10 protein-coding genes are annotated in these 12524 nt (G+C 49.5%); 6 read left to right on the top strand and 4 right to left on the bottom strand.

What is annotated here, in order from left to right; translation table 11 throughout:
* Positions 1-131: 131 nt before the first annotated feature.
* Together EYB30_RS17480 and EYB30_RS17475 are read left to right on the top strand one after the other, a co-directional pair.
* Entirely contained in the window at positions 132-1250 is a 1119-nt protein-coding gene (locus tag EYB30_RS17480) for a DegT/DnrJ/EryC1/StrS family aminotransferase (RefSeq protein ID WP_166840644.1), read from the top strand.
* Complete coding sequence (locus EYB30_RS17475) at positions 1247-2284, top strand: GNAT family N-acetyltransferase (RefSeq protein WP_166840642.1); 1038 nt, start codon at positions 1247-1249, stop codon at positions 2282-2284. Before EYB30_RS17480 ends, EYB30_RS17475 begins: the two co-directional genes overlap by 4 nt.
* Before the next feature lie 16 nt (positions 2285-2300).
* On the opposite strand, the gene EYB30_RS17470 is transcribed toward EYB30_RS17475, so the two are convergent.
* From EYB30_RS17470 to EYB30_RS17460, 3 genes are read right to left on the bottom strand one after another with little or no spacing between them, the layout of a single operon-like run.
* Entirely contained in the window at positions 2301-3245 is a 945-nt protein-coding gene (locus EYB30_RS17470) for a polysaccharide deacetylase family protein (RefSeq protein WP_241698077.1), read from the bottom strand.
* Positions 3238-5010, bottom strand: coding sequence for an asparagine synthetase B family protein (locus EYB30_RS17465; RefSeq protein WP_166840640.1), 1773 nt, complete (start codon positions 5008-5010; stop codon positions 3238-3240). The genes EYB30_RS17470 and EYB30_RS17465 overlap by 8 nt, the downstream gene beginning before the upstream one ends.
* Before the next feature lie 23 nt (positions 5011-5033).
* A complete protein-coding gene (locus EYB30_RS17460; RefSeq protein WP_166840638.1) occupies positions 5034-6263 on the bottom strand; it encodes a glycosyltransferase in 1230 nt (409 codons plus the stop codon).
* 166 nt (positions 6264-6429) lie between these two features.
* Here EYB30_RS17460 and EYB30_RS17455 point away from each other — a divergent pair, with 166 nt between their 5' ends.
* The 4 genes from EYB30_RS17455 to EYB30_RS17440 are packed head-to-tail and all read left to right on the top strand — an operon-like array spanning position 6430 to position 11162.
* On the top strand, positions 6430-7107 hold the full coding sequence (locus tag EYB30_RS17455; protein ID WP_166840636.1) for a tetratricopeptide repeat protein: 678 nt from the start codon (positions 6430-6432) through the stop codon (positions 7105-7107).
* Positions 7104-8603 carry an asparagine synthase-related protein gene (locus EYB30_RS17450; protein ID WP_166840634.1) on the top strand — a complete coding sequence of 500 codons (1500 nt, stop codon included), beginning with the start codon at positions 7104-7106 and terminating at the stop codon, positions 8601-8603. Before EYB30_RS17455 ends, EYB30_RS17450 begins: the two co-directional genes overlap by 4 nt.
* The gene (locus EYB30_RS17445; RefSeq protein WP_166840632.1) at positions 8590-10068 is read left to right on the top strand and encodes a lipopolysaccharide biosynthesis protein; all 1479 of its coding nucleotides are present in this window, start codon (positions 8590-8592) and stop codon (positions 10066-10068) included. The genes EYB30_RS17450 and EYB30_RS17445 overlap by 14 nt, the downstream gene beginning before the upstream one ends.
* Positions 10065-11162 (top strand): CapA family protein, encoded by a 1098-nt coding sequence (locus EYB30_RS17440; RefSeq protein WP_166840630.1) that lies wholly within the window; start codon positions 10065-10067, stop codon positions 11160-11162. Before EYB30_RS17445 ends, EYB30_RS17440 begins: the two co-directional genes overlap by 4 nt.
* On the opposite strand, the gene EYB30_RS17435 is transcribed toward EYB30_RS17440, so the two are convergent.
* Positions 11130-12482 carry a putative O-glycosylation ligase, exosortase A system-associated gene (locus tag EYB30_RS17435; protein WP_166840628.1) on the bottom strand — a complete coding sequence of 451 codons (1353 nt, stop codon included), beginning with the start codon at positions 12480-12482 and terminating at the stop codon, positions 11130-11132. The two genes, EYB30_RS17440 and EYB30_RS17435, sit on opposite strands and share 33 nt — an antisense overlap.
* Positions 12483-12524 lie beyond the last annotated feature (42 nt).

Below are 12524 nucleotides of genomic sequence, written 5' to 3'. Positions count from 1 at the left end.
AGCAAAAATAGTAACCTGCCTTAACCTTAGCGCCAAGTGTTAAAACGACCCCGCGCATTTTAACCGGATGTTGTGTCCGTTCAGAAGTTAGTGTTAGCATTGGCGGGAGGTTTTTTTGGGGTTAGCACTACATGGATGTTAAATTTGCCCCTGTCATTGCAAACTCGATTAATTTTCCTGAGGCCAGGATCCGGGCGACGCCAGGGTTTAGTCTTACGGATATTCGAACGCTGTGGCAGTCTGATGCGCTAAAGCAATGCAACTATACCCGTAACGGCCGGGCCGCCATCGGTATTGCTGCACAACAGCTGATGCAGACACAAGGTAGCAATGTTGTACTGTTACCAGCCTATCATTGTCCGGCATTGGTCGAGCCCTTTCTCTGGTTAGGTTATCAGGTGCGGTTTTACCCGGTGCAGCCTGATCTATCTGTCGATGCCAATCTGTTTCAGCGTATGCTCACCGCTGATGTCACACATTGTTTGTTGGTACGGTTTTTTGGTTTTAAGCAAAATATTGAACAATTAATTACGCTCAGTAGTGCGGCAGGTAAAGTCATCATTGAAGACTGCGCGCATGGCCTGCTGGATTTTGTCAGCGGCGTACAGCAACCCGATCCGCGCGTCGCTGCCCGTATTTGCAGCATCAATAAAATTCTGCCCACCATAGATGGTGGTTTGTTGTATATGTATGCCCAGCCCGCCCAGCAACCACAGCACTGTGGTTGGTACGAGGAGTTAAAAGGCGTTGCCTTTTTATTGAAAATTCCGCAGTTGCTACAGCGGGTGCGTAAACGCCGTAATGCGACCAATACACTAACGCAGGATCAGGCGCAGCCCTCAGCCTTTAAATACTTTCGGCCAGCAGATCTAACGTCAGCCAGCTTCCGGCACACTAAACTGATCGTGCAATCTAGTCATTTCCCCGACATTAAAGCTAAGCGACGAGCCAACTACCGCTATCTGGTGCGCGGCCTGGCGGCAGCCACCGCCGGTAGCTGTTTGTATCCTACCATTAGCGATGAGGCGCCTTATGTGTTGCCATTTGTACTGCGCGATGAAAACGATTTTCAACGTCTGCGCATGCAAAGAATTCAGGTGCTGCGCTGGGAAGAAATTGCAGACAGCGGCTGCGTGGTCAGCGAACGTTATCGTAGCCGGCTGGTCCAGTTACCATGCCATCACAAATTAAAACAAGCCGACTTAGATTATATTATCAACGCGGTGTTAAAACTGGCGGACAAGGGATGAAATGTACAGTTTATACTTCGGATCACTTTGCTCATTTTAGTCAGCAGTGGGATCTGCTTAACCAACAGACAGTAAAGCAGGCAATTTTAGATGCCGATTTTATTCTGAGCCTGATACGGTACTTTTTTACAGGCCAGGAAAAATTGCTGGTTGTCGAACAGGCAGGGCAGGTGCATTTCATCGGCTTTTTGCAGCGCTGTGGTGTTGGTCGCTGGCAAAGCGTCATGCCATCACAGGCCCCGCTGGGATTATGGTTGGTGGCAAAGCAACATGTTGATGAGGCGTTGTTGCAGTGCATTGCCCGCGCATTGCCAGGGCCAGTGCTGCAAATTGACTTACTGCAGGCAGACTCGCGCGGCCTTGTCGTGGCGCCCTCGGTGTATCAGCAATTTTACATTGAAACCGGTAACCGGCCGGTACCAGCCCAGTTTGAAGATTTCGCTAAAACCATCGGTAAAAATCTGCGGCAGAATTGCAATAAAGCTTATAACCGGGCTGAACGCGATAACGACACCTTAGCCGCCAGGGTCGTTGACAGCGTGAGTGATATTGCCGAGGGCGTATTGCGCTATGGCCAGATAGAGAGCCAGAGCTGGAAAGCCAAAGAAGGCACGGCTTTAAGCCCGGATAACCAACAGGGCCGGTTTTATCAGCAGATGATGACCACACTGGCACAGCGCGATGCGGCCTGTGTCTGGTATTTTATGGTATCTGGCCAGGTTGCGGCGGTGGATTTGTGTGTTAAAAAAGATGCAAACCTGATTATTCTGAAAACCACTTTTGATGAGCAATATTCGCGATATTCACCGGCTTTGCTGTTAAAACTGGAGATGCTGAAATATTATGCAGCCCATCCTGAGTTAGGGGTGCAAAACATTGAGTTTTATGGCAAAGCGATGGATTGGCATAAACGGCTAAACTCAGAACTACGGCCAATAGTGCATCTGAGCTGGCAGCGTACCCGCTTGCTGCAGTGGCTGGTGCGTAAACTTAAGCAGTACCGCAAGCCGAAAACGTCGTTAGCGGCAGACTGATTAAAAGCCTGGTTGACTAAGACACCATATTTTTAATCAGCCGCAGATGAAACCGGGCGGGTGTTTTATCCCAGGGGGTAAACCGCTTTAGCAAGTGCGGCGCAGTGTTAGCATCTGAGACTCCCCAGTTTGTGACAACCGCACTGGCAAAACCGCTGCGTTTTACTATTTCCGTCGTCGTATCATCAAAATCCACACCTTGTACGCCATTCGGATAAGCAAAATGTTGTACGCTTTGCCCCAGCCATGCTTCCAGTTGTTGCTTAGAACGGCTGATTTCCTGCTGTTGCTGTTCTTCAGGCAGCACTTTTAAGATCGGGTGATTCACCGTATGGGCGCCGATGGTTACACCATACTGCGCCAATTGTTTAATCTGCGCCGGTGCCATCATCAAGGGTGCTTGCTCGGTAGCCTTATTTTGCTGATAAAACTGGTCAATTTTTGCCAGCCGTTCGTTAAGTGGCAGATACTTCAGTTTTTTCAGCCATTGCTGAGCCTGGCTGCGGCGGTTTTGCCAATCGCCAAGCGTGACTAAGTTGTCATCCAATGTCAGCTGTTGCCGTGTCGCATCGGCAAACAGATGGATTAACCGGTCATTCCACATATTAAGGCCATTGCTAAAGCCGGTAGCCACATACACTGTGGCCGGAATGGCGTATTTCGCCAATATGGGTTGCGCGACCGTCAAATTATTCAGATAGCCATCATCAAAGGTGACACAGACTGCATTGGCCGGCAGGGTATTATGCTTAAGGTGTTGTAATGCCTCATCCAGTGACAGCGGGGTAAAATAGTGGCGCAGCAGCTGCATTTGCCAGTCAAAGACCTCGGCAGTGGGTTCGCTTGGCCGCATAGGATCCGCTTCAGCTAGCACCTGATGATAAATCAGAATGTTCAACTTATGCCGGCCACAGTACTTCCCCGCCAACTGCAGGCTATGATGTAGCAGGGCATTAAACATGGTTTACTCCATGTTGTTGTAGCCAAAGCTCTAAAACCACAATAATCCATACCAGTTCGCCATAGTAGCCGGCATGGCCGTTTTCAAAGGTCTCTATGGCCTGGTCAATAAACGCCGGCTGTAAAATATCACGCTGTTTAAAGTGCTGTAGTGCTTCTAAGGCAAGGCTATGCAGATCAGGCCGTTGTTTCATCCACACGCCAAACGGCAGGCCAAAACCATGCTTACTTTTACTTAATGTGGCGTCTGGCAAGAAGCCGCGAAAACTGTTTTTATAAAAATCGCGCAGTTTTTGCCCGGGGGCTTTTAACTCAGCCGGGACCGTGCAACTAAAATCGACCAGTTCTTTTTCGAATAGCGGAAAGCGCACCTCGACACCGGCCAGTTGGCACATTTGGCTTACCTTAACTAAATCGTTATCGGCCAAAGTAAACTTCCAATCCAGGTACATCATTTTATCTACAGCATCGTCCGAGCGGCAGGCATGGTAGCGGTCACGTTTTTGCTGCGCAGGTTGGTTAGTATCGATGTGTTGCAATAACGTCGGGCTGAACATTTGGGTTAAATCGAAGCGGTTTAAAAAGTTGTAGCTGTCTAACCTGTCAGGCAATGGCACTTTGGCCTGGCGTACATAGCTGCTGGCCTTTTTCAGCAGCGGCAGTTTGTCGGCCAGGCTGTTGTTCAACCCCAGGTTTAACAAAGTTTGCAGCGGGCCAGGTAGGGCGCTAAAGCGCTGAAACACTTTTTGTTTTACGTAACGCTCGTTACCGGCAAAAATCTCATCGCCGCCATCACCGGCCAGCATTACTGTGATGCCATCTGCTCTGGCTGTTTTGGCGCAAATATAAGCTGCCATCGCCGATGAGTTGCCAAAGGGTTCATTGAAGTAACCGGCTACTTCGGTAAAGTGCTTTGCAATTTCATCGGGTTGTAAATAATGTACCTTGTGCTCAGTTGCAAAGTGTTTAGCGGTAATTAACGCATACTCGGTTTCATCATAGCCTTTGGCTTCAAAGCCTATGGAGTAGGTTTTTGCCGTTTTAGCTAACGTCTGCTGATGGTTAGCCAGCATACCGGCCACTGTCGAGCTGTCGAGGCCGCCGCTTAAAAAAGCCGCACAGTTATCATCGACGTTACGCCGTACGGCTTCTGCTATCAGCTGGCGACAGCGCTGCATTAACTGCTCGGGGCTGTTTGCTGAGCGGGTAAACGCTGGCTGGTAATAGCGGTTTTGTTGCACGTTACCATTGCTATCGATATGGGCCATCACCCCCGGTTCCAGCTTACTGATACCCTGATAAACACTGAGCGGAGAGGGTATGCAGTGGAAAAACAGATAGTTGAACATGGCCTGGGCGGCCAGTGGCGGCTGAGTGGCTGACAACGCCGGTAAATTATCGCTGATAGCCACACTGCCGTCTGTTTGTTGTCTGATATAACAGGGAATGCTGCCAACATGGTCGTTAATAAGGTAAACGCTGTCTGTTGTTTTATCGGCAATAAGTAACAAAAAGAAGCCGGCAAGCTTATCAGTCACCGCATCAGTGTGCTGTTGATAGCAGTTAAGCAGCCACTGTGCTGCATTGTCCTGCAGATAATCTTCGCCGTAAGGCCTTACCCTGCCTATAACTATCGCTATTGCTGTGGCCGATTCAGCCCATTGGCATGGCAGCTGACAATGTAACTTCAGCTGTTGTCGCTTGGGATGTGTTAACAGGATATGCTGTTGCTTATCCTGTTGCTCAATAGTGCAGTGCCAGCTCATTCTCGTATCCTTACTTAAACTGTCTATAGCTGCAGCAGCAATTGGCGGAGTTTTTTGGCCTGTTGCTGGCGGGAAAACGCTGTTATTGCTTCGTCACAGAGCGGTTTGTAACGCTGGGCGTCGATATTTTGTATCAGGGCTACCAGGGCATTTAAAATCTGCCCGCTGTCATTTAATGACGCAATTTCGGCCATGCCGCTTTGTTTTACTAACGCCGCAGTGTCACCGCTATCATCGGTTAATGCCAGTATAGGCCGTTTCGCACGAATATATTCATAGGCTTTGGCAGGCGTTTGATAATTGCAGTTACTGGCTTGTAATAACAACAATGCATCAGCAGTCAGCATTTCTTCCAGGGCTTCGACATAGTTTAATGACGGTGTCAGAGCGACAATATCGGTGATATTCAGCCGCTCTATCATGGGTTGAAACAGGCTATCATGGCCACTGGCCCGTAACACTACCTTGAGCCTTGCTGCCCGCTGTGGGTGGTTTTGTTTTAATTGCGCCAAGGCGTTAAAGAAATGTTCAGGGTCGCGCTCTGACGGGTAAATGGTGCCACTGTGGAGTAAGGTTATGTTGTCAGTTTTGCTGTAGCGGACATGAGCCGCGCGGGCAAAGAGGTTTTCATCATAGCCGTTTGGCAACACTTGCCATACCGACTCTGCCACTGCCGGATAGCGCTGGCGATATAATGCCAGCGCTCCGGGACTGGTGAAAATAATGTATTTGCAGTGTTTGGCGATTTTTCGCTCTATCCAGGCAAAAATTTTTCGTACTGCCGGATTGGCGGGGTAGTCCTGCTGTAACATTGGGTCACGCAGGTCTGCAACCCAGGGGACACCGCTGAGTTTATGCAGCAGGTAACCAATGATATGGGCAGAGGCAATAGGGTAAGTGCTGATAATCACGTCTGGCTTGTGTTTGCGAATATAGCGCAAACCACTGATGACGCCGCCGACTATCCAACTTTGCCAGCGATCGGGCCAGGCCATAAAACCCAGATAGCGTTTACGAAATGCGAAGTGCCTGGCGGTATCGCGCGCATAAGCGTTGATCACTTTGATGCTGTCGGGGATCAGTTGCACATTTTGCTCATCATAGTGTTGATAAGCGGCTTTATCCGCGCTGAGCACGCTAACAGTGTCGCCTTGCTCGGCCAGATAACGGCTAAACGCCAAAGTGCGGTGCACGCCGCTGCTCATTTGTATTGGCGGAAAGTGAAAGGCGATATATAAAATATGTTGTGTCACAAACCTTCCTTGTTTGCATGTAATAGCGTCTATTAGACCGTTTTGTACTGCAGCTTGCAACTATTGTGTATGGCTGAAGATCGTTGACTTGAGATATAAAATGTCTAGACTAAGCTAGCACAGGCTAGTCAGGCTGTTTGGAACGCAGTGTTTTGTAAAGGATTACATGATGACCCGCTCAATATTTTTCTATATAGCAGGCTATTTGTTGCTGTTTGGCGTCACTCCGCCTGCTATGGCAAATCGTTATAACAATAACACCTGTGATATTATTCCCGGTCAGCCGCTAACAAATGCCTATGGTCCCTTTAGCGCCACCAATCCGGCTCATGCAGATAAACTCCCTATTGTCCTGGGCGCACACTTTACCCCTGAGGTTGAGCGGTTAATCAGAGGGAATCGGGGCTCGATAATTGGCGACATCAACTATACGCTTAAAGCTATCCCTAATTATCACCGGGCTTTGGCGGCTATGGCTAAGTACCAACGTCGGGAAAAAATAAAGTTAGCCCCACAAGATGAATACTACACTGCAGATTGTTATTTTCGTCGAGCAGTTTATTTTCAGCCTGATGATGTGACGGCCAGAATGCTTTTTGCGATGCATTTACACCTGACCGGCCGTTTAGATGATGCTGAAAAGCAATACAAGCAGGCGCTTAGCTATGAACCAGATTATAGTGAGTTACACTATAATTATGGCTTGCTGCTGGTGCAGCTGAAACGTTATGACGAAGCGCTGGACTATGCCAACCGGGCTTATGCGAAAGGCTTTCCGTTGCCAGGTTTAAAAAATAAACTGGCGGAAAAAGGCCGGACAGTGACAGTGGAACAGCGCAATTGAATCCTTTAGTGAACGCTATTTCCGCCCGTTTTTACTTTGAAAATGATGAACTTAAATGTGATGGTGTAGCAAGTGCTCTGATGGGCTATCGCTATGCTGATGGCGGCGGTGTGTTTAATCAGTGGCAGTTGTTGCCAGATAAGGTGGTTGTTTCAAACGACTTTTTTGGCTTTCGGCCGCTGTACTACAAAGCAACGGCCGACAGCTTGCAGATCAGCGAAGACATTAATCAGTTGATTGCACCAGCTGAACCCTTTAATTTCAGAGCCTTGGCGGTGTTTTTACGCAGCGGCGATTTTCTTGGCGAGCAAACGCCTTTTCTGGCAATTAAGGTATTGCCACCCGATGCCAGGCTTACCTTTGATCGCAGTGGGCTTAGCCTGCAGCTGAAACCGAAACCGGTCAGTAGCAGTTTTACCTTGCCGGCGGCACAGTTGCAGCACGACTATAAGGCTATTTTCTCGGCCAGTATTGCCCGCTCGCGGCAGTTAATAGGTCAGCAAAGCTGTCTGGTGCCGCTGTCAGGTGGCCGGGATTCCCGCCATATTTTGCTGGAGCTGCATGCTCAGCAGCAGACGCTAAGTTGCGTGACGGTGAAACATCAACCGCCTAAATCAAACGAAGATTTTCATGTCGCGGCTTTGCTGGCCCGGCATTTAGCGCTGCCTCATATCGCGCTTAAGCAGTCGCTGTCCTATTTGTCGGCTGAGCTTAGCAAAAACCGCCTGACCAGCTATTGCGCGCTGGAGCATTCATGGTTTTTGCCACTTTATAACTATCTTAAAGACAGTGCGACACCTTTTGTGTTCGATGGCATAGGGGGCGATGTACTGTCTACCGGCTCATCACGCTTAACGGCTGCCCGATTGGCGCTGGCCCGCGCCGGGCGCTGGGAGGCGCTGGCAGAAGACTTGCTGGGGCCAGAGGGATATTTAAGCCAGATGCTGGCACCTTCACTGTTTGACAAGCTGCCGCGCGCGCAAGCCGTGGCAGATATGTCGCAGGCGTTGGCACAGTATGCCGATACTGCTAATCCTATTGCACAATTTTATTTCTGGAACCGCGCCCGGCGCACTATTGGCAGCTCGGCATTCGGTATACTGGGACGGGTTTCTACACCGTTGGCGCCATTTTTAGATCAAGCGTTGTATCAGTTGCTCAGTGCCGTACCGGCAGAGTACTTTTTGCAACAAGGGCCAAAGCAACTGCATGATCAGCTTATTGCCAATTGTTATCCACAGAGTGCCGGCATCCGGTATGAGGATAAATCTGTGGCAGATAACCATAGTTACCTGACGACACGCATAGCGCAGAACCTGCAGCAGCTTGGTTATTTAAGCTGGCATAAACCCGCGGGGCTGAAAATGGCACCATTGCTGCTGCGTTTGCCCAAGCGGATTGTTAACGCCCAATTTCATTATAGTTCTGCCGCACTGGTCAGAACGGCTTTGTATCTTCATACGCTGGAGCAGATAACTGATCATGGCTTTATCTGAACTGGCCGGAAAAATCGTCAAAGGCAGCTTATGGACAGTGTTAATGCGCTGGTCGTCCAGGTTGCTTGGTATTATATCGGTGATTATTCTGGCGCGATTATTATTGCCGGAAGACTATGGTTTAGTGGCAAAAGCGGTACTGTTTTCCAGCTTGTTGGAACTAATGACCCAGTTTGGTTTTAATACCGCGTTGATCCGCAATAAGCATGCGACCTCTGAACAATACAATACCGTCTGGACACTGAGCATTTTACGCGGTGTCGCACTGGCACTGATCGTATGGAGCTGCGCAGGAATTGTCGCTGATTTTTTTGATGAGCCGCGTATCTATCCACTGATCCTGGTTTATGGGGTTACTATATGCATTAACGGCCTGACAAATGTCGGCATAGTTGATTTTCATAAGCAAATGCAGTTTAACAAAGACTTTAAACTGACGATCTTGTCCAGGCTGACTTCCTTTACCGTTACGCTGACCATTGCGGTGCTATATCGCAGTTATTGGGCATTTCCACTGGGCTCCCTGGCTGGCGCCTTGGTTCATCTGCTGGCGAGTTATCAGATGTCGTCATTTCGGCCATGGTTTAGCCTGAGCGCCTTTAGCAGTATTTTCAATTTCTCTAAATGGTTTTTTCTGTATGAATCCTTCAGTGCTCTGGCCACTAAATGTGATACGTTTTTGCTGAGTAAATGGGGCAGTACGGAGGAGTTGGGGCTGTACACAGTATCCAGCGAAATCGCAGGTATGCCGTCGACCGAAATTGCGATGCCGGTGGCCAGAGCCTCTCTGCCTGCCTTGGCGCAACATGCCGATAACCTTGAAAAATTCAGGCAATTGTATACGCAGGTACTGGTTTCGGTGTTGTTTTTTGCTGTACCGGCTTCGGTTGGCCTCAGTGTGTTGGCCGATTATGTGGTAGTGGTTGTGTTAGGAACGGCCTGGGCCGGCGCCGCCATTTATATCAAGATCCTGGCATTTATTGGTATCTCCAGAGTGAATGTCGCCTGTGCCGTCTCTGCACTGGCTGCCGCGGGTAGGGCGGATATGCTGGGGCGCTATTCGATGCTAATGTTAACAATTAAGTGCGTTGCGATGGCCGCTGGTATGTACTGGTATGGCGCAGTAGGCTTGGCGTGGGGGGCGTTGCTGGCCAGCCTGCTGGGGATGCTCCTGATCCATCAACTGCAAAACCAACTGGGTTTAATTGCATTTTCCAGCTTATACCAAGGTTTGTGGCGGGTTGTGCTGGCGGCTGGTGTTATGTGGTCTGTTTTATACCTGGTGTTGCAGCTACAGCTGGTGCAGCAGTGGGATGTCTCCTTGGCTGTTACGCTGTCGCTGGTGTTGACCGGTGTGGTGCTGTATGTACTGGTACTAATGTCGCTGTGGCTGTGCGTTGGCCGTCCTGAAGGACCCGAGCATAAGGTGGTGCAGATGATAGCAGAGAGGTTTTCACGTCGATGATCAGTATCGCTTTTACCGGAGATTTATGTCTGTGGGGTGTCAAAGAGGCACCATCTGAAACGGTGACCCGGGCATTTCAGGATATTCATGACGTGCTTAAACCCTACGATCTGGCGGTGATGAACCTGGAGTGTTCGCTGTCTTTAACCGCCCGGCCAGAGCTGAAAATGAATATTCCAATTAACCGCTGTCCACCATTAAGCGATATGTCTACCGGCGTGTATTGCCTGGCGAATAACCATGTTAAAGACAGTGGGCCTGAAGCGCTGATGCAAATGCTGGACTTTGTGCAGCAGTCAAACGCCGATACCGTCGGCGCGGCAGCAGATGTACATACAGCCTACCGGCCATTACGCAAGACTATTCAAGGTATACAGCTTGCCATTATTAATGTCACCGATGCCAGCCATTACGGCGCAACATCCAAAGAACCCGGCGTTGCCAGCTTAAAGCCCCGGGCATTGCTGCGACAGGTAAAGCAATTATCAGCCGAAGTAGATGCCGTTATCGTGGTGATGCATGCCGATCTGGAGTTTTCCAACTATCCGGCCCCCTGGCGTGTCAGGCTGTCACGTAAGCTGGCGAAATACTGCAAACTGATAGTGCAGCATCATTCGCATACGCTGCAGGGCATAGAACAGTATCAAGGTTGTATTATTGCCTATTCGTTAGGCAATTTCGTGTTTCCGGCACAAGAATCGGCCTATATGCACAACCGCCCCGGAGGGGTAGACGAAGGCTTGGTACTGGTTGCGGGATTAACGCGTACTGCAACGGGCGTGCAAGCGTCAGTATTGCATACGCTGCCAACCCGGATTGGACGTTGGGGGTTTTTACAGCCGGTGTCGCCGGCCGATGCTCAGCATACGTTGCAAAAACTGTCGTGTTATTCCGCGCTGTTGTCAGATGCCAAAGCGCTACGGCGTCACCATGCCGACCTATGCTATCAGGCGGCACGGCATCTGATGTTGAACACCTGGTACCGCCTGCGCCGTGGGCAGCTCCGTCAGGCATTTAGCTATCTGGTATGGCATGTTAAAACCGACCAGCATCGTAACTGGTTACGCGGTGCCCTGAGTTTTGGCTGGTTGTAACCCCGTGACCTTAACCGCATCATGGCCAGAGTGCTCAGTTAACAATTCCTGCCGGCGTAAACTGACAACGGCAATAAGGCCATACAGCGTATACGCCAGGTCAAAATAAGCCAGACTCACATTAGCACCGGTCACGGCGTAGCCGATAAGTGACAAATATAGCGCTGAGCACAGCTGTATACCCCAATCATTTTTATGTTTTCGCATCAGTTTAAGGCTTTGGTTGCTGGCGAGAAAGGTACTGAGCAGCAACAACATAAAAATAATAAAACCGACAACACCATGATCCCCCAACACCTGAAAATACACATTGTGTGCCGCTTTAGGGGCTTTATCCGCTGGAATTTCCGGTGTGTCTATCGGGCCAAACACCGGGGTGTAGGGCGCATAACTATGCCAGAGTATAGGGTCGGTAACGGCACGGAAGCCACCACCGGTAAGGGGGTCGTCCCGCGCAATCATGCTGGAAATTTTCCAGGCCCAAAGCCGGCCAATAAAAGAGCCATCCTCCGTGGCTGCCGTTTGTATTGTACTTTGCCGCTCGCGCCACTGCTCTGGCGTATACTGGTAGGCTACTGGCAACACCAGCGCTGCCAGCAGCAGCCAAATCAGCTTATGTCTTGACCGCCACCAAAATGCCAGTGCCAAAATAGCAAGGCCAATAAAGCCACCGCGCGATCCTGTGCCTATAATAGCAATTACGTTTAAGCCCAGTAGCAGCCACAAGCCATGGCGGACCAACCGATGTTTACTGCTTTGAATAAGATAGACAATAAAAGGGATACACATGTTAATAGCGACGGCGAGATCATTCCGGTCGATCATAATGCCGGCGCGGCCAACCACTTTATGGCCACCGCCAGACAGAATAAACTTAACGGCTTCCATTCCGGCATAAGATGAGACTGACAGTATCAGCGCCCAGATAATAGTGTCGATATGCAGACGTTTTCTCACTATTAGAACTAAAAAGAAAAATAGCGCAGCCACTTTCAAAAATTCTGTAAAGATATACCAAACGTATGATGGGCTGGAGTTATTGTTAAACAAGGTTGTTATAAAAGTCCAAAAGCAAAACAAGATGACTAACATGCCTATGCCGCCGAGTTTAAACGATTTCTGCTTTTGTACAAAAACATAAGCCAGGGCGGTTACCAGCACGATAGTTAAGTTTAGCCGGAAGTCTTGCGAGAAACCAAAAGCCCAGTTAGCCGGGGCCGTCAGTGCTATCCAGACCCAGGCAGCAACCCCCAGATAAGGCCGTTTAAAGGCATAAAAGATAGCGACAAATAAAAAACCAACCAGTAATAAATCGCGCATCAGGATTTATCCTGCTTATCAGCCCAATAGAATAAGTAACAC

Origin of the sequence: Rheinheimera pleomorphica (genome assembly GCF_011634895.1) — a bacterium.
GTDB lineage: Bacteria > Pseudomonadota > Gammaproteobacteria > Enterobacterales > Alteromonadaceae > Alishewanella > Alishewanella pleomorphica.
The sequence above is the reverse complement of the archived record's forward strand: the minus strand, read 5'-3'. Positions and strand labels throughout refer to the sequence as shown.